Below are 19799 nucleotides of genomic sequence, written 5' to 3' on the forward strand. Positions count from 1 at the left end.
CCCGGAATGCGCACTCCCCCCGGATTCATTCTCACTCAGCGTCCCCCAGAATGCGCGCTTACCCCGGTTTTATTCTCACTCGTCGTCCCGGAATGCGCACTTCCCCTGGTTTTATTCTCACTCGTCGTCCCGGAATACGCACTCCCCCTGGTTTTATTCTCACTCAGCGTCCCGGAATGCGCGCTCGCCCCGGATTCATTCTCACTCAGCGTCCCGGAATACGCACTCACCCCGGATTCATTCTCACTCAGCGTCCCGGAATGCGCACGCCCCCTGGTTTTATTCTCACTCGGTGTCCAACTTCGAAAATTCAGGCCGAATTTAAGATGCAACAACACCCCCGAAAAGCGCCTGAAAAATAGTTGCTTTATTATGTTGTGTGCCCCCAAGAGTATATTAGTATGCTTTATTAAATGATCCATCTAGCGACTGATATAGATTGGCATACTCGCTTGCTGAATCCTTCCAACTAAAATTGCTCTTGTTAACATTTTTCAGTAGAGCAGACCACCTAGTTGGATCGTGATAAATCGCGAGCGAATACTTTAATATGTGTAATAACTCATGTGCATTGTAATTGGAGAAGCTAAAGCCATTACCAGTTTCTTCTGTTTCATCAAAAGGGATGACCGTATCCTTTAGCCCACCTGTTTCCCTAACGATTGGTACTGATTTATATTGGAGGGCAATTAGTTGTGACAGGCCACATGGTTCAAATAGGGACGGCATCACAAAGAAATCACTAGCTGCATAGATTTGCCTGGCAAGTGCCTCATCGAAACCCAAATAAGAAACTAACTTTTGGTTGTTTCGTTGTTGAGCATGGAAATAGAAGTTTTCAAATTCATCATCTCCTGTTCCTAACAAAACAAATTGAACATCCTCTTGCAAAAACTCGTCGAGGATTGTTTGGACTAAATGAAGTCCTTTTTGTTCTACCAGTCGAGTAATCATTACATACATTGGTTTTTCGGAATCTATTGGTAAGCCTAGTTTTTCTTGGAGGTTTTCTTTGTTCTCCTTCTTTTTAATTCGTGAATATTTATAGTTTGATGTTATGTGTGGATCTGTCATTGGATTGTATTCATCTAAATCAACACCATTAATGATACCTATTAAATCATTTCGCCGTTCAGCAAAAATGGGATGTAGACCTTCACCATAGTAAGGTGTCTGAATTTCTTCGGCATAGCTTGGACTAACTGTGGTAATTTTATCTGCATGGAAGATGCCACTTTTCATGCAATTGAGGAGACCATTCCATTCCAAGCCACCGATATGTTCTTCTGGTATATTGAACAGTTCCTGGTATGCATCTTTTGGAATAATTCCCTGGTACTTGATATTGTGAATGGTAAAAACTGTTTTCATGTCTTTGACGGGATCTGATATCTTCGCAAATGCTACAGCTAAGCCAGCTTGCCAGTCGTGCGCATGAAGGACATCTGGTTGGAAATCTAATACAGGTAACGCCTCGATTACTGCTCGACAGAAAAAGACAAAACGCTCGCCGTCATCATAGTAACCATAAATTCCTTTTCGTTCGAAGTAATAATCGCTACCAACGAAATAGTAATGAATACCCTGATGAACTAATTGGTAAATAGTTGCTTCCTGATTTCTCCAACCTACTTGTACTTGAATGGATGTTACAAGTTCCATCTGACTATGCCAGTTAGCAATAATCTCTTGATAAAGAGGAAGAATGACTCTCACATCAGTCTTTTCATTTTTATTTAGTTCTTGCGGCAGGGAACCGACTACGTCTGCAAGGCCTCCAGTTTTGACAAAAGGGCTACACTCTGATGCGACAAATAGAATTTTTTTCCCCATAACAACATTCGCTCCTTATATTTTTCTTCTTTTGGCAATGACAAATGGTTGTTCTTTTGCACCTTTTAACACTTGATCCTTGGTTATCGTTACATCCTTATCCATGATGACATTTTCTAACCGAGCTCCGGGTTCAATCGTACACCGTTGCATGATAACTGAATTTTTGACAACAGCTCCTTCACTTACTTTCACGCCACGGAACAAGACACTATGATCGACTTCACCGTCAATGACGCAACCTGTAGCTACTAATGATTTAGTTACCTTCGACTCACCACTATATTTTGTTGGTGCTTGATTTCCGACCTTGGTTAACACATGTTCACCATCTGAAAATAGCTGTTTGTATGATTTTGTTTCAAGGAGTGCCATCGTTTGTCGGTAATAGCTATCAACTGAGTTGATGATTGAACTATAGCCGTCATAATGGTAAGACTGAATCGTTAGTCGGTTGAGATTAGCCTTAATACCGTCCATAAAGAAATGGTTTTTGTAATCTGCTATACATTCATCTACTAATTCAAGTAACAATGATTTTCGAATCACATATACACCTGAAAAGACGTGTGGATTTTTAGGGTCGTTTGTCAGAGAGGCGACAGAGCCTTCTTCAGCTACTTTTACCTTAATACAGCCATTATGTTCTGGAAGTAAATCTTGATATGTTGTCGTGAGTAATGTTACATCAGCTCCTGTTTCAAGATGGTGCTCAAAAAGCTGCTGGTAAACCGTATTAGAAATAAACTGGCTGCCACTAATCAAGACATAATCGGACTTACCTCTTTCAAAATAATCACGGTTGTTGTGAAAATGACTGAGGTCACCTTTAGAGATATCAGTGGGGTCGTTCCAATCTGGTGGTAGGATAAACAAACCACCGTGTCGCCTGTCCAAATCCCAGTCTGCTCCAGAACCGAGGTGATCCATCAAAGAACGATACTTATTTCTAGTGAAAATAGCGACTTCACTGATGTTGGATTTTGCCATGTTTGACAAGGTGAAATCAATCATTCTAAAACGTCCAGCAAACGGTACCGCTGCACCGCACCTGAAATAGGTTAATTCATTTAAGAAATCATGTTCATGTTCTAAATTTATTAAACCCATCATTGTGTCTATTCTAAAAACCCCCTTAAGTAATCGAACCACTTTGTATTTTAAATGCTTTACCGATATTGATGCTAGATGGTAACTGCTTTCAGGTTACTGTTAGATAACACAATCGGTTCTTCGTTTTTACTTGCTGCAATTTTTGAACCATCTGGAATTGTTACATTTTCCTGTACGATTACCCTTTCTAAAAAGACATTGGCTCCTACACGAACACCTGGATGAAGAATCGATTGGTTGATAACAGAACCTTCGTCGACATAAACATTTTCAAATAAAATAGAATGATCAAGCTTCCCTGAAACAATGCAACCATTATTGACTAATGAATGGTGCAGAACTGCGGTTTCTTCAATTAGTTGTGGAGCAAAATTCGAATCATGAGAATAGGTTCTCCATTCATTATTGTTAAGCGACAGTGATAGATCTTCTTTCAATAGATCCATGTGGGCTTCCCAGTAACTTTCGATTGTTCCAACATCTTTCCAATAGCCATCAAAGCGATAAGCATAAAGCTGGAGATTATCTGCGATCATCGCAGGTAGGATGTTTTGCCCGAAATCATGTTTAGATTCTTGGAGTTTTGCATCCTCCTCAAGGTAGCCCTTCAATACCTTCCAATTAAAAATATAAATACCCATTGACGCTAGATTACTCTTAGCATTTGTTGGTTTTTCTTCAAACTCATAGATTCTTAGATTGTCAGTAGTATTTAGAATTCCAAAACGAGATGTTTCTTTCCATGGAACTTCAACAACAGAAATCGTAACATCTGCTTCTTTTTCTTTATGGTGATTTAATAATGCATCGTAATCCATGTGGTATATGTGATCGCCAGATATGACAATTAAATATTCTGGATCATATCGTTCAACATAGTTTTTATTTTTAATGATGGCGTCTGCAGTCCCAAGATACCAACTACCCCCATCTTTTTCGGTGAACGGGGATAAAATAGTGAGCCCATCCTCCATTCGGTCTAAGTCCCATGGTTTTCCTACACCAATATGCTTGTGAAGTTCTAGTGGCGAATACTGTGTCAAAACACCGACTGTGTGCATCCGGGAGTTCAGGCAATTGCTTAACGCAAAATCAATAATCCGGTATCTACCACCGAACGGTACGGCAGGTTTAGCTAAATTCTTAGTCAACAATCCTAGCCTAGTACCAACACCCCCGGCTAAAAGCATCGTAACGCATTCTTTTTTCATAGCTTTGCCCCCTCGTATATTATATTTAGGCCCTCTATTAAGAGCCATCATTCTTAAAAATTTTCTTGCTGTATATGTCAAAAAAATCTTGGACACCCTGAGATAATTCTAGATAATGGTCTTAGGATCATTTGGGACAATTCTTTCCCCCCTTAAGTTGTAAGTTCAGGTACTTGTTTAAATACACAAATGGCGAGTGGAGGAACCTTTAATTTAATATGCTGTTTTTGTCCATGCCATTCGTCTGGGATACTAAAATGAAGTTCGGTATTAAGCTGGTCTGAACCACCATAGATTTCTGAATCAGAATTGAACACTTCCTGATAGCTGCCTGACTCGGAAACGCCAACTTTATAGTCGTAGTAAACATTAGGTGTAAAATTACAGATGATAAGCAAATCTTCTGTCAAAACACCGCTTTTTCGTTTAAAAGCAATGACACTTTGCTCCATGTTGTCTGCGTCAATCCATTCAAATCCTTTGGAATCATGATCTAGACTATATAAAGAAGGCTGATTTAGGTAAAAATGGTTTAACTCTTTAACATAATCAAACATCTTGCTATGCAACGGATACTCAAATAATAGCCAATCCAATTGATGTTGATCTCTCCACTCGATGTATTGACCGAATTCTCCACCCATAAATAATAATTTTTTACCTGGATGTGCCATCATATAGCCATAAAGAAGTCTGAGGTTGGCGAATTGTTGCCACCTATCGCCAGGCATTTTATTTAACAGTGATTTCTTTCCATGAACGACCTCATCATGTGAAAGGGGTAGTACGAAATTTTCGCTGTATGTGTACATAAATGAGAAGGTAAGTAGGTTGTGGTGCCACTTTCTGTAAACTGGATCATATTCCATGTAGGTAAGCATATCGTTCATCCAGCCCATGTCCCATTTAAAGTTAAAGCCAAGTCCACCTAAGTAGGTAGGTTTGCTAATGCCTGGAAGGTCTGAGCTGTCCTCTGCCATCATTAAAGCGGTTGGAAAGTACTTAAAGACTACTTCATTCAACTTTTTAATGAACGCGATTGCTTCTAGATTTTCATCTCCACCGAAGCCGTTTTTGAGTTTCACCTCGTCATCTGCTCGGTCAAAATTTAAAGAGGTCATGCTGGCAACGGCATCAATCCGAAGTCCATCAATATGAAATTCTTCTAACCAAAAGACTGCATTTGAAATCAGGAAACTTTGTACCTCAGGACGACCGAAGTCAAATGTTAATGTGCCCCATGAGCGCTTTTCTGCTTTGTCGGGATCACTGTATTCAAACAAGGGTTCGCCGTCAAATAAACGTAAACCTTGGGAATCCTTACAAAAGTGTCCTGGTACCCAGTCCATAATGATGCCTATTCCATTTTGGTGGCATTGATCAACAAAATACCTGAAGTCATTAGGTGTCCCGTAACGACTTGTTGGTGCAAAATATCCAGTGATTTGATAGCCCCAAGACAGGTCAAAAGGATGCTCGGAAAGAGGCATTAGCTCAATATGGGTGTAGCCAAGCTCTTTGACATAGGGGATTACTTTGTGGGCTAATTCCCGGTACGTGTAATACGTGTCATCTTCCTTTGTTTTCCAAGAGCCAAAGTGCATTTCATAAATAAGAATTGGCTCCTGATAGGGATGATACTTTTTCTTTTTAGCTTCCCACAACTGATCATCCCACATATACTTAGTAGATGAAGGTGTTACTGATGCAGTAAGTGGGCGAAGTTCAGCCTGATAAGCATAAGGATCGGCTTTTAAAAACGATTCGCCTGTGGCGGGTGTGATCCGGTACTTATACGGGCTGTTTGACTCAATTCCGGAAAAAGAACCAATCCAAAGTCCAGCCTGGTTAATTCGTTCGAGTGGGTAATCCGTACCTGTCCAATTGTTAAAATCACCAGCAAGTTCTACTTGAGATGCATGTGGTGCCCAGACTGCAAATCGTAGTCCGTTTTCACTTGGATGGCAGCCAAGCAAGTGGTAGCTGTGATAATGCGTTCCTTGGTGGAAGAGAAAAACATCTTGGTCTGCGATTTGATTCGACATAAAAAACTCCTTTCAGGTTACGTTTCGACAACAAATTACAGAATTTTCTGACTATTTTTGTCGAAAAATAAAAGAGCACTACGTTCACAGGTATCATTTTCTGATAATGTGAAGTGTAAGATGCCCCGGCTGCCCGATGATTTCTTTATACTATTACTCTACGAGTATATCATGTTTAGGACTGAAAGTGTATAATATTGGGTATATTTGTAAAGAAAGAAAATTTAGAAAATTTAAGATCAAAGAAATGAGGAGCTAACAATGGAAAATTCCATTGCTTGGATCGATGGAGAAAAAAGCATAACTGTCGAGTTAAGTGGGCTTGAGATTGAGGGCTTGATTAAAACAAATACTAGAATTGTTGTTGAGGGTCAAGAGTATCCAATCAATAAAATTGAACATTTAACTTCAAAAACAGCTACGATAAATTTAGAAACTAGCTTGCCACTTGGTCAAAAGATGTACCTTGGATGGAAAGACAACGAACTACCGATTTATCCGAGAGGTATTGTGCGGACTGCTTGGTTTGACCAAAGTTATGATGCTAGTGATGAGCAACTTGGATACATTTATTCTCCAGAAAAAACTTCCTTTTCTGTCTGGGCTCCAACAGCTACTACCATTGATTTAGTTCTTGAAGATTACCGGATTAAGATGGGGAGGAAAGCTAATGGTGTCTGGCATACGATTGTGGCAGGCAACTGGAACCATTCTCCTTATCATTTCGCGGCGGTGATTAATGGAAAAGAGCAATTAGTTAACGATCCTTATGGCAAAAGCATGACAGCCAATAGTTCGCGCAGTGTTGTGTTAAATCTTGAATCAACAGACCCGAGTGGGTTTGATGTGACTGATTACCCAAAAATATCAAAACAAGATGCAATCATTTATGAACTTCATATTCGTGATGCAACTAGTTCCAATGAAAGTGGTGCGACAAATAAAGGTAAGTTTCTCGGACTGACTGAAACAAACACGAAGAATTCTCAAGGATTTTCAACGGGTTTGTCCTATATCAAGCAGCTCGGTTGTACCCATGTCCAATTACTTCCTGTCGGGGACTTTGCTCGTGTTGATGAACGGAACCCTGACAAAAGCTATAACTGGGGCTATGATCCGTTGTTTTATTTTGTGCCAGAAGGAAGCTACGCAACAAGTGCTGATAACCCATACTTACGAGTGAATGAATGCAAGCAAATGATACAAGCCTTTCATCAAGAGGGTCTATCTATCATTTTAGATGTCGTCTATAATCATGTCTTTTATCATCAAGATTCAGCTCTAGAAAGGTTAGTCCCAGGTTATTATTTTCGCTACAAGGAAGATGGTAGTCTTAGTAATGGTAGCGGTACAGGTAATGATATTGCGACTGAACGAAAGATGGCGCGTAAGCTTATTCTAGATTGTATTGATTACTGGATAACGGAATACAAAGTAGATGGATTTCGATTTGATTTGATGGGTGCGATTGATCTTGACACAATGAAAGCCATCCGGATCCGTTGCTTACAGGAAAATCGACCAATAGTACTGCTGGGTGAAGGATGGGAGCTTGATACGGAACTACAACCTGAACAAAAAACGACTAGTTCGAAGTCTAATCAACTACTTGAAGTTAGTTTTTTTAATGATACATTCCGCGATTCACTAAAGGGGAATTTATTTGAAACAATGGATGTTGGCTATGCCAATGGCAACGGCCATTACATCGAACGGTTACCACAACTTGTTTCAGGTTCATGCCTTGACAGATTTGGTGATAAGTTATTTTCGAATCCACTTCAATCAGTCAATTATGTGGAGTGTCACGATAATCATACGTTATCAGATCGTTTAATGATATCCAGTCCTGATACGACTGAACAAAATCGTAAGCGTATGCACCAGCTAGCGACCGGATTAACAATCCTTAGCCAAGGGATTCCGTTTTTACATGCAGGTCAGGAATTTTTTAGGACAAAACAAGGTGATGAAAACAGCTATATCTCTGGTGATGAAATCAACCAAATTGACTGGCAAAAGCGTGGGATAGAAGATGAGAATGTTCAGTGGATCAAAAATCTGATTTCGCTGCGTAAAAAGTATCGTTTATTTGGTCTTAGTTCAGCTAAAGAAATTCAACACAGGCTGCACATTATATCCACTCCGGACCCAGTATTTGGTTACATGCTCATTGGTGAAAGTGAAGACTTTGCTATTTTCATTAATCCAACAAATCAAGTAATGGAAATTGGGATGCCAGCACAAGGTAGATGGGAAAAACAGGTTAGTAATTTATCCGGATCAATTTCCCCAATTAGTTGCTTACTTCAGACGAAGACAGAAATAGGTGGATATGAATTAGCTGTCTGGAAAAAGAATCGGGTGTAGGGTGGTGTCTATCCTGAAAACTTTATACCCAGGGATACATTACACCTTTTTTGTTGTGTGGTATCGTATTAAATACTATCAATAACGAACTAAAAGGGTGGAGTCAATATGAAAAAGGTATTAGCTTTTAGTGTAATGGTATTTATCATGATGTTGGCTGCTTGTAGTGATGACAGTTCAGGCGATGATAACGTTGAAAATGAAACGACTACAGAAGAAAGTCAGTCGAATGAAGTTCAAGCAGATACAGATGGGGATAAAACAAAAGGTGACGAACAAGAAGAGAATGCTGAAGAAGAGGCGGATCGTTCTAGTGATCTGGTTGCGACTGGCGCCGAGCAAATTTTACGAGAATCCGCTGAAGCAATGGCTGGGGTTACGAGCTTCCTAGCAGAAGGCCAATACATCGACAATACTACGACTAATGGACAAAACGAACGTGCAGAAACAAGTTTATCGATGACTATGATTCTAGATGACTCAACAAAAATGCACGCAAAATCAAGCACGGAGTCTAATACTGATGCAGGCGGCGATATCGAGATGTATCGGGTAGAGGATGCGATGTATGTTATGTCTGAAGGGCAATGGATTACGATGCCAACGACCGCTGATAATGGACAAATGTCTGAAATGTTCCAAATGTATGATACGGAACGAGTGGAAGAATACGTCGCTCAAAGTGAGTATTTTGAAGTAGCCGATAACGGGGATCATTACCTGCTTTCTTTTGCTGGTGACGGGGAACAATATAAGTCAGTTGTGATGGGAGCATCGGCCGAAGTGATAGGTGACACGCTAAAGGAACATTACCAGAATATGGAGGTTAGCGGCACATATGAAATAATGATTGATAAAGACAGCTATTATATGACGGGCTATAACACCGAATATGAATCGTCAACTACAGGTGAAATGGGAGAAGTAAAAACCCATCATAAAGCATCCTATTCGATGAGCAATTACAATGAATACGATGATATTACTGTTCCGGATGAGGTTGTCGATCAAGCTATGGCTATTGGAAATTAGTTTTTACACTTGGAATTATTGTCGCAGGAAAGTATCGAGTCTTTTTAGATTCGGTACTTTCTTTTGTTCTGATCTAGGAAATTAAAAATGGACTGCTGTGGATAATTAATTCCTAAGCTTAGCCACGTCCAGCTCCGGCACCTACCACCTCGAGGTCTTAAGTCAATCCTCTCTGTGGCAAAGAACACCACGCCGAGGCTTGTCTTAAGCTTGTCGGTGGTGAGCTAGGCGCCTGCGCTTTTGTTCTGATTTTTTGAGACTCGATATTAACTAACTTTTAATCTTTTGCTCCTTTCCTATATACTATAGAAAGAAAAATCTTTTTTAAGCGGGTAAGGATGTGAGTGTCATTCGAAAAAGAGATAAGGCGGATAAATTGTTCGAGATTAATCATTTACTAACTAAGTCATTAGATGTTCAAGTTATTTTACGAACATTAGTGGAAGAGGCTAGAAATCTGCTTGAGGTTTCTGACACAGTTATTCTCTATTTATTTGATCAGGAAGAAAAAGTTCTTCGTGTCGCAGAAGGTGTAGGAGTCGATATGGAAGCAATGAAGGATATCAGATTTTTACCTGGCGAGTCATTAACGGGGAAAACGTATGCTAATCGGAAATCATATCTATTTGCTGAAGAAGATATAATACGAGAAAATATGTCAAATATGTCATCTAGAAATTATTCCCACTATTTTAAAGGAGTTTTTAAAAGACAGGTAAAGAGTGCATTTTCAGTACCGTTATTACATCAGGATGAATGTCTCGGTGTGCTTGTAGTTGACAATTTCGAAAATGATGGAAAATTTACTGATGATGATATTCGAGTTATTGAAATTATTGCTAATCAGAGTGCGATTGCAATTGTTCATTCTAATTTGTTTCAAGACCTAAAGGAAAAAAACGAACAGCTTAAACATTCGATTGATATACATAACAAATTCACTAAAGCCATTTTAGATGGTGGTGGAATTGATACGATTTTAACTTTACTAACACGAAGTCTTCATGTGACAGCTGAATTTCACGGTGAACGTAATGAACAAGCTACGCAATCATATCCAATTATTCGAGGACGGGAGACGCTTGGGTATATTGGAATTGGAAAGGAAATAAGTGATTTATCTAATCTTGAAATTATTGCAGTAGAGCATGCGGCAACAGCGCTTGCCCTCGAGTTAGTAAAAGTAAACGCGCTATATGAGAAAGAGCTTCATTTTCGAGAAGAAGTATTTCAGCAAATGATAGAAGGAATTCCCGAAAGTGAACTGAAAAGAATCCAAAACTATGTGAATTGGAATATTAATTCACAGGTCAGTTGTATGATTATAGAAGGGGAAAAGACGGCTCTTTGGAGTCCGGAATCATTACTTGAGAAAGAACGCTTTATTCGTTCGTTAGAATCAATTTCTAAAGTCGTCAGCGGATCAAGCTTTGTCCTGACAAGAACATTTCAAGCGATATTAATTATCCCAATAACCAATCAATTTGTTGTAGAAAGTATTGTTGATCGAATTAAAAATCAATGGGATGAAAAGGGGCTTCTTTTTGGGATTGGTAGAAAAGTCGCTGTCAACGAGCTTGGGAACTCCTATCATGAGGCACTTGATGCTGTTCGTTATGGGAAGAAAAGTGGTGAATCATATGTTGACTATTCTAAACTTGGTATTGAACGATTGCTTGAAAAAGTAGATTCAACGACATTAAATTTCTTTATTGATGATAAAATGGGTCCTTTAATTACGATGGGTCCGATTTATATGAAAACCTTGTCTACGCTGATTCAATTAAATAAAAATCATAAACAAACAGCCGAGCAATTACATATTCACCCAAATACGCTCTACCAGCGCATTAAAAAAATGGAAGGCCAATTAAATATGTCGTTTGATTTAGAAACGGATTGGTTAAATCTAGTCGTCGCGTATAATCTTTATGTGACTACCAACAACAAATAGTGAGATATGTTGTTGGTAGTCACATTTCCTTTTATTTTTCTGAATATTATAATTATTGGAAGATTACTATAAAGGAGTAGTGTAGTGTGGGAAACGAGAATGTACGTCAAAAGAAAAGTCTTATCGATAAGTTAACTGAAATAAGGCATGAATTGCACCGGTTTCCAGAGGTTAGCCAAAAAGAATATAAAACGACTGAACGACTTAGTAACTGGCTAACAGAAGCGGGTTACACGATCTTACCGTTTGATATAGAGACAGGACTTGTTGCTGAAATTCGTGGTGGATTACCGGGCCCAACAGTCGCTTATCGTACTGATATTGATGCTCTACCGATTCAAGAACAAACAGGACTCAGTTATGCGTCAACCAATGATGGCGTTTCTCATGCATGTGGACATGATTTTCACATGACGATTGCTCTAGGTGCAGCGTTTGTTTTGGCTGAAAAAAAAGAGCAACTAAAGGGTACGGTTCGATTTATTTTTCAACCAGCGGAAGAAACTACGCAGGGTGCTAGGCAGTTGATTGAAGCCGGATTATTTACAGATGAAAAAATTGAAGCTATTTTCGGTTTACACAATCAACCTGCAATTGCAGCGGGTAAAGTAGGGCTCACTGATCATCATTTAATGGGAGCTGTAGATACAATCCGAATTACGATTAACGGCCATGGCGGTCATGGCGCAATGCCTCATCAAACGATTGATTCTGTTGTAGCAGGATCTGCAGTTGTCATGGGACTTCAGTCAGCAGTTAGTCGAAATATCGACCCTTTTGAACCAGTTGTCATCACACTCGGTTCGTTCCATTCTGGTACAACTCATAATGTTATTGCACAATCAGCTGAATTATTCGGAACCGTTCGAAGCTTTAACCCGAAGATTCGTGCCAAACTTCCTGAATTAATCGAACGGATTTCAAAAGAGATTGCAAAGGGTTATGGGGCAGAAGCTGAAGTAGAGTTTATTCCACAAGTCCCAGCTATTGATAATGACACATTAATGACTCAGTTTGTACAAGAAGCTGTAGAGGAAGTGCTTGGAAAAGATGCTGTTGTAAAACCAAATCCTACACTTGGGGGAGAGGATTTCTCTCTTTACCAGCAACATGTACCTGGTTGCTACTTTTGGATGGGTACAGGGGATGCGGAAAAAGGAATTACAAAGCATTGGCACGATCCAGCCTTTTTAGTCAATGATGACGTCACTTTAGATGCAGTTACAGTGGTAGTCAATACACTAGAAAGAGCACTCGACCATTTCTCAATACAAACAAATAAAGGGAGGAATACTTAGGTGGTAGCTACTTACCAAAATTATCTAAACGGCCAATGGACAGATTCTGAGACAGGAAACACCTACCCAAGTTTTAATCCAGGAGACAGTAATGAAATATTGGGTTATTTTCAAAGTTCAAATACTGAAGATGTTAAAAGGGCAATAACAGCAGCAAGTGACGCTTTTCCAGCTTGGTCAAACACATCTGCGCCAACCCGTGGCGATGTTTTATTTCGGCTTATCCAAGAGCTGGAGTCTGAACGCGAAGTCTTAGCGGAAATTATTACAAAAGAAGTAGGTAAATCTCTTCCCGGAGCACGAGGAGAGGTCGATAAGACGATTCAGGCAATGAAACAATTTAGCGGAGAAGCGACTAGAATGAATGGCGAAACAATTCCATCCGTTGATGCCAATATCTTCGGATACACTGTTAGGGAACCGCTTGGTGTTGTTGGAGTAATTGCTCCCTACAATTTCCCACTAGGGATAGGGATTTGGAAAATTGCGCCCGCGCTTGTTGCCGGTAATACTGTCGTGTTTAAACCAGCTAGTAATACATCACTTATTAGTATTAAAATTATTGAGTTGTTCGAGAAAGCTGGTGTACCAAAAGGAGTGCTTAATCTTGTTACTGGTTCAGGATCTGTTGTTGGCAAGGAATTTGGTGAAAACACAGACCTTAAGGCCGTTTCTTTTACAGGTTCCTCAGATGTTGGAATTAAACTTGGAAAAGCAGTAACAGCTCGTGGTGGGAAAATCCAAGCTGAAATGGGAGGGAAAAACGCATCGATCGTATTAGAAGATGCTGATATTGATCGTGCTGTTGATAGTTTAATTGTTAGTGGATTCTTGGATAATGGTCAGCGCTGCACTGGAACGAGTCGATTAATCGTACCAAGAACAATTGCAAAAGAAGTCATTGACAAGCTAGTAGCTAAAGCTAACGAACTTGTGATTGGCAATGGTTTTGATCATGGGGTAGACAATGGACCAGTGATTGACGAATCTCAACTAAATGTCTATTTGCATTACGTTAATCGTGCAATAAAAGAAGGCGCAAAGCTTGAATGTGGTGGTAAAAGATTGACTGATAATGGTTTAAATAAAGGATATTTCGTTGCGCCTACCGTATTTAGTAATGTAACAGAAGAGATGACAATTGCGAAAGAAGAAATTTTCGGACCAGTAATTGCTGTCATGGAAGTCGATTCATACAGGGAAGCAATCCGAGTCGCAAATAATACCGAGTTTGGGCTATCTTCAACCATTTACACAAAGGATTTAGAAAAGGCATTTCATTTTGTTCGTAATATCGAGTCTGGTGTTACCCATGTTAATATTCCCTCCAATTACTTTGAAAATCAGTACCCGTTTGGTGGGAAAAAGACGTCAAGTATCGGCCCACGTGAACAAGGCAGTACAGCACTCGACTTTTGGACCGACTACAAAACTGTTTATATCAGCCCCTAAGTGAGTCCATTTCATCATTACCATATCAAGCCATATCCCAACAACATATAGTTGGAAAACATTTAATGCAACTGTATGTTGTATCCTGATGGCGGTAAATAGTTATGATGAGATTGATTTAAGTAACCGCGTATGAGATTACTAATTAGGACTAAAGGGGGAAGTACCGATGGGAAATGAAAAGGTCGGTGTAATTGGTTGCGGAGCAATGGGGAGAGGGATTATTAAGAATCTTGTGTTAGGTGGATATCAAGTCCTTGCTTTTGATGTTAATCAACAGGCGCTGGATGCTGTCGAACAAATCGGAGCCAGTCCAACGAGTCAGAAAGAAGATATCTTCAGGCAGGTAGATTATTTGATTACTTCATTGCCATCACCGCAATTAGTCAAAGAGACAATTAGCGATGCTCTAACGTTTATGAAAGAAGGCAGTTATATTTTAGATGTTAGTACAACAGACGTAGCAACGTCGCGAACTATTTTTCAACAAGCAAAAGACAAAAGGATTGCCTTTTTCGATTGCCCATTAAGTGGGGGACCAGAAGGGGCAGATAAAGGAGAACTTACAATTGTTGTCGGTGGTGATCCAGATGAATTTATAACTGTTTCCCCGCTTTTAAAAGTAATTGGCAAAGAAATTGAATATATCGGTGAGTCGGGCTCTGGCCAGATTGTTAAATTATGCAACAACATTGTCGTAGCAGGAATTATTACATTGCTCAGTGAAGCTTTTTTAACCGGTGTAAAGGCAGGTGTGCCTGCTACAAAAATTGCAGAAATGATGCAAAAAGGCTCAGCTCAAACGAAGGCAATGTCAATCTTTGGTGCGAATTTGTTAGATGGGAACCACGAAAATGTTAAGTTCATGCTTCAGCACATGTCTAAGGACATTGATTTATATATGGATCTTGCCAAACAGGAAAAGATTCCAACCTTTTTCAGTGCTTCAATAGAGCAATTCTTTACCACCGCAAAAAATAATGGGAAAGGAGAGTTGGATACATCTGCTGTGAGTCAAGTGTTAGAAGAATTAGCAGATTCTTTAATCGTACCCAAATAATATTCTAGGAGGAACTTATATGACGGAAGAACGAAAAAATCTTTGGAAAGATTGGCGTCTCCATGCTGTTGTACTTGCCATTGTCTTGGTTACAGAATTAATTGGAACGCACCAATTTTCGGTTGGTCCTGGTGTGATTTTATTACTTCCTATGCTTTATGCTATTATTATCGGTCTTGCATTATATTTCACCCCAATCATTAAGGACAAACAATCAAAAAACGCAGAGCCGCTGATTATCTTAGGTGTAACATTACTGATTGCTAAAATCGGTGTTATTATTGGGCCATCTTTACCTCAGATAATCGAAGCAGGTCCGGCACTTTTATTACAAGAGTTTGGCAACTTAGGGACAATCCTTATTGCATTACCAATAGCCGTTTTTCTAGGATTAAAAAGAGAAAGTATTGGTATGACGCACTCTGTTGCACGTGAGCCAAACGTTGGGTTAATCATGGATAAGTTTGGTTTCAACTCACCTGAAGGTAGAGGTGTAATGGCTATTTATATCTTTGGTACTGTATTCGGTGCTGTATTCATGGGATTAATATCTGGCTTTTTAGCTACTTTAACTCCGCTCCATCCATTATCGTTCGCGATGGCTTCTGGAATTGGTAGTGGAAGTATGATGGCAGCTGCTAGTGGATCGTTAGTTGCAGCTTTCCCTGCTATGGAAACTGACATTTTAGCATTTGCAGGAGCTAGTAACTTACTGTCATTATCGACCGGTTTATACATGAGTATCTTTATTGGACTTCCACTTACGGAAAAATTATATGATGTATTAACGAAGCGAAAAGATAAAAAAGACCAAAATAAAACAAGGATAGGGGCGTAAGTATATGCTAAAAAACATTCAAGAGTGGACATTGTTATTAGTCATATTCGGCTTTGTTTCCCTACTTGGTAACTGGGTAGGATATGAGGTCATGCCTGTTGAAGCAGTACCTGGTATTATTGTTCTTGTGCTCATTTGTCTTGTAGGTTTAATTATTCAAAAACTAATACCTGTTAATATTCCTAGTGTTGCTTATGTTGCTATTGTTGGTGTACTAGTTTCAATGCCATGGATGCCAGGCTCTGAACAAATAGTAGAATGGACGAATAGTGTGAATCTATTGGCACTTGCCACCCCGATTTTAGCCTATGCTGGTATAGCGATTGGGCGCTCATGGACTGATTTTGTTAACTTGGGTTGGAGAAGTATTGTTGTTGCTGTCTTCGTTATGCTGGGGACATTTATTGGTTCAGCATTAATTGCAGAAATAACATTAAGAATTCAAGGGATTATTTAATAAAACGGATATTTTATTGGACTGTTGATTATCTAACGTAAACAGAGCTTTGAGGCATTATGCCTCGTAGCTCTGTTTTTGTTTTATCAACTAGTTTTAATTCACAGAATTGCTTTAACTGTTATTTTACTTTAAAATCACTAGTACAATAGACTTACTTATTTTTAAAATAAATTACTAAAAGAGTGATAGCTTTTGAATGGTTTTTCATTACCTAAAGGAAAACGATTATATGTATTATTTATATCGATAATGGGAGTAACTGCGTTCTTATTACATAATCCTTTTCAAGCAGTTGCAGAAATTTCTGGGATCTCAGATTGGCTGTTAACTTTATTGCTTGTTGCTGCTGTTATTCTTTCCAATCGCTACCTGGTTTATTTACCACCAGAAGGAAATTCATTGTCAATGGATTCTTCTATTTATATAGCTTCTACATTTATTTTTGGATTAGAATTAACACTTTTTCTATTATTTGTTGGAAGCCTTCTAGGTGATTTGAAACAAAAAAGAGTTAGGTGGCAGTTTCAAGTATTTAATTTTGCTTCCTTCACCTTAATTATATGTGGAGCGTATTACCTGTTTGCTTTTACAGGGGGGAAAATAGGTTATATCGAATTCGCTAGTATATTTTCTTATCTATTAGCCTTGGTTGGATATTTCTTAATTAATATACTTTTAATAGGTTTATATTTTATCATACCTTCGTCCCAAAACTTAATTTCTTTATTGAAAAAAATTCTAATAGAAGCACTTCCGACCTATGTTGTTACTTTTGCTTTAGCATTTATATTAGCGCTACTATTGGAATCAAGTCCTATTTTTGGTGTAATTATATTTACTTTTTTAGTTACATTACTTTCATATGTCTTTAGAAGGTACTTTGAATTGTATGAAGAGGCATCAGGTGATCGAGCGTATATAGAACAAATAATGAACTCTTTACCAGTTGGAATTATTACCTTTGATGAAAAAACAGGAGATATATCACTCAACGCTTTTGCAACAAATTTACTGGGTGTGAGTAAGGAAGAAGTAAAAAAAGTCATGTCGAGTACCGAAAACCATAGATATGAAAACAAATCATTTTGGGATATAGTACAAACAAAACAAGTAGTGCAAAACGTTACAGTCGACTACAAAACTGAGAAGAAGACGAGTATATTGTTAGTTTCACAATCTGAATTGATTAGTTTCGATAAATTAATTGGAAGAATCTATCACTTTGTGGATGTAACCGAAAGAGATGAGTTAGAAAAGCGAATGCATCAATCAGAAAAATTAGCTGTTCTAGGGGAGGTATCTGCTGGTGCAGCACATGAAATTCGAAATCCATTAACGGTAATAAAGGGTTTTTTAACATTGATGAAGCAGTCGCTTTCAAAATCTGACCAAGATAAATTTTATATACCATTATTGCTAAAAGAATTTGACCAAATTAATACAATTGTAGAAGAAATGTTATTGCTTGCTAAACCGGGACAGCCTCAGTTAAAGGAGGCTTATATAAGGGACATTTTTAATGAAATAATCCCACATTATCGCCCAGCATCTACGATATATGACATCCGGTTTAACATAGATATAGATGAGACACCACTATTACTTGATACAAAGCAAATCAAGCAAGCATTGTTTAATTTAATACGAAACAGTAGTGAATCAATGGATGGTGAGGGAACAATTACTGTTTACTCAAATACCAAACGAGAGTCCTACCAGCTGTTTATTCAAGATACAGGTCCGGGTATTCCTGAAAAATTACAGGATTCTATATTTGATCCATTTTTAACAAATAAGGAAACAGGCACTGGTTTAGGATTATCAATCGTCCAAAGAATTATAGAAAATCATCATGGTAGAGTTGAGTTGTTTGAAAGCTCGGATAAGGGTACTACGTTTTTAATTACATTTCCCTTAATAATTAACAAAGCGACCAATTAATTGGTCGCTTTGTTAATTATTAAGGCTTTTTGAGTTTCGTTGCTTTTAAGCTTCGGTTTTGATAGAAACTGCGACGTAACTTTTGCTTTCTTCCACTCTAAATAAAACGAGTGTAATACGGTCGCTTCGTCAGAATACTTCGCTTTCCGTGGGCACGGCCTAAAGCCTCAGAATCAAAGAACGATTCTTCCGGGGTCTTCGGCTCGTGGGACTGCGATTACTCGTCCCATCGAAAACCTTTTGCTGTTCCCACAGGATTCTCCGTATTCTGCCTACGCTGAGTAGTGGTGTTCTGATTAATAAGTACCTTACGCCGCCGTCAAATCAACATTTCGTGGAATTCTTCCAACTTGAACAGAAAGCCATTCTTTGCTGCGGAAATACACTTCGCTTTGTACAGTACTTACTATTGTTTATAAATATCGTTGTACTGATTGATTGGAGCGAAGGGCAGTCGACTCCTGCGGGAAAAGCAACAGCTGAAAATCCCGCAGGAAGTGGTTTTCTTCCGAGGAAGTTGAAGCGTTGCCCGCGGAAAGCGACTGCCCGGAGCGGAAATCAACTCAGCAGTTACGTCGGAGTCTATAGATTTTGTATTTTAAAATAATAACTATTTACGGTGGGAAAAGTAACGTAGTCCCGATCTTTTAGAAAATAGCTATTGTTAAAGAAGTACTCTGTTAACTATTACTTATCTAAGGAAACCCTTAAACATACTCACAACTGGTCCAGCTTGATTTACCACGCCCATGACATTCTGTACTCCATTACCAATCTTGACTAAATCTATTTTTCCATTTTCATCTCTTATTAGCGACCCGACTCCTTGTGTTGGTCGCCTCTGGCCAAGTGGTTTTTGACCTCTTGGGCCACTACGTGGTTGTTGCGGCATGATAAAATCTCTACGTTGAATGTGCTGATTAGGGTACTGAAATGGATTAACCCCTTGTGGATGATGGCCTCTTGGATGTCTAATGTTCGGTGGAAACATAATAACCTCCTAACTATACTAAATATACCTTACCTAGTCCGAATTTAGAATATAGTGTTATAGATTATAGATTATGTCATTTCAGAGATAATGAACCGGTTAAATAACTATAATCAGGTAAAAAAGAAATAAAAAACACCTATTTTTTCTTAAAAGACAAAGTAGTTATAAATGTCCAACCAACTACACCAATTCGAAAAT

13 protein-coding genes and 1 pseudogene are annotated in these 19799 nt (G+C 38.8%); 9 read left to right on the forward strand and 5 right to left on the reverse strand.

The window, feature by feature from the left end; genetic code table 11:
* Positions 1 to 396: 396 nt before the first annotated feature.
* The 4 genes from glgA to glgB form a co-directional block, all read right to left on the reverse strand.
* Complete coding sequence (glgA, locus tag LD272_RS18365) at positions 397 to 1833, reverse strand: glycogen synthase GlgA (RefSeq protein ID WP_226038069.1); 1437 nt, start codon at positions 1831 to 1833, stop codon at positions 397 to 399.
* Between the two features lie 15 nt (positions 1834 to 1848).
* Entirely contained in the window at positions 1849 to 2946 is a 1098-nt protein-coding gene (gene glgD, locus LD272_RS18370) for a glucose-1-phosphate adenylyltransferase subunit GlgD (RefSeq protein ID WP_255639806.1), read from the reverse strand.
* Positions 2947 to 3017: 71 nt separating this feature from the next.
* The gene (locus LD272_RS18375; RefSeq protein ID WP_226038070.1) at positions 3018 to 4157 is read right to left on the reverse strand and encodes a glucose-1-phosphate adenylyltransferase; all 1140 of its coding nucleotides are present in this window, start codon (positions 4155 to 4157) and stop codon (positions 3018 to 3020) included.
* A gap of 152 nt (positions 4158 to 4309) precedes the next feature.
* Complete coding sequence (gene glgB / locus LD272_RS18380) at positions 4310 to 6202, reverse strand: 1,4-alpha-glucan branching protein GlgB (protein WP_226038071.1); 1893 nt, start codon at positions 6200 to 6202, stop codon at positions 4310 to 4312.
* A 261-nt stretch (positions 6203 to 6463) separates the two neighbouring features.
* Between glgB and pulA the strand changes: the two genes are divergently transcribed.
* The 9 genes and pseudogenes from pulA (at position 6464) to LD272_RS18425 (ending at position 18607) form a co-directional block, all read left to right on the forward strand.
* On the forward strand, positions 6464 to 8572 hold the full coding sequence (gene pulA / locus LD272_RS18385) for a type I pullulanase (RefSeq protein WP_226038072.1): 2109 nt from the start codon (positions 6464 to 6466) through the stop codon (positions 8570 to 8572).
* Positions 8573 to 8680: 108 nt separating this feature from the next.
* Entirely contained in the window at positions 8681 to 9604 is a 924-nt protein-coding gene (locus LD272_RS18390) for a DUF6612 family protein (protein WP_226038073.1), read from the forward strand.
* 340 nt (positions 9605 to 9944) lie between these two features.
* Complete coding sequence (locus LD272_RS18395) at positions 9945 to 11558, forward strand: helix-turn-helix domain-containing protein (protein WP_226038074.1); 1614 nt, start codon at positions 9945 to 9947, stop codon at positions 11556 to 11558.
* 86 nt (positions 11559 to 11644) lie between these two features.
* Positions 11645 to 12856 carry a M20 metallopeptidase family protein gene (locus LD272_RS18400; protein WP_226038075.1) on the forward strand — a complete coding sequence of 404 codons (1212 nt, stop codon included), beginning with the start codon at positions 11645 to 11647 and terminating at the stop codon, positions 12854 to 12856.
* On the forward strand, positions 12857 to 14308 hold the full coding sequence (locus LD272_RS18405; RefSeq protein ID WP_226038076.1) for an aldehyde dehydrogenase family protein: 1452 nt from the start codon (positions 12857 to 12859) through the stop codon (positions 14306 to 14308).
* Between the two features lie 166 nt (positions 14309 to 14474).
* Positions 14475 to 15368: pseudogene (locus LD272_RS18410) on the forward strand (NAD(P)-dependent oxidoreductase); the annotation flags it as partial.
* A 19-nt stretch (positions 15369 to 15387) separates the two neighbouring features.
* Positions 15388 to 16206: a DUF3100 domain-containing protein gene (locus LD272_RS18415; protein ID WP_226038078.1), complete on the forward strand. Its 819-nt coding sequence runs from the start codon at positions 15388 to 15390 to the stop codon at positions 16204 to 16206.
* Positions 16207 to 16210: 4 nt separating this feature from the next.
* Positions 16211 to 16663 (forward strand): hypothetical protein, encoded by a 453-nt coding sequence (locus tag LD272_RS18420; RefSeq protein ID WP_226038079.1) that lies wholly within the window; start codon positions 16211 to 16213, stop codon positions 16661 to 16663.
* 195 nt (positions 16664 to 16858) lie between these two features.
* Positions 16859 to 18607, forward strand: coding sequence for a two-component system sensor histidine kinase NtrB (locus LD272_RS18425; protein WP_226038080.1), 1749 nt, complete (start codon positions 16859 to 16861; stop codon positions 18605 to 18607).
* 691 nt (positions 18608 to 19298) lie between these two features.
* Here LD272_RS18425 and LD272_RS18430 read toward each other — a convergent pair.
* On the reverse strand, positions 19299 to 19598 hold the full coding sequence (locus LD272_RS18430; RefSeq protein ID WP_226038081.1) for a YppG family protein: 300 nt from the start codon (positions 19596 to 19598) through the stop codon (positions 19299 to 19301).
* Positions 19599 to 19799: the final 201 nt, after the last annotated feature.

Source organism: Aquibacillus saliphilus (assembly GCF_020404745.1).
GTDB classification, from domain to species: Bacteria; Bacillota; Bacilli; order Bacillales; family Amphibacillaceae; genus Aquibacillus; species Aquibacillus saliphilus.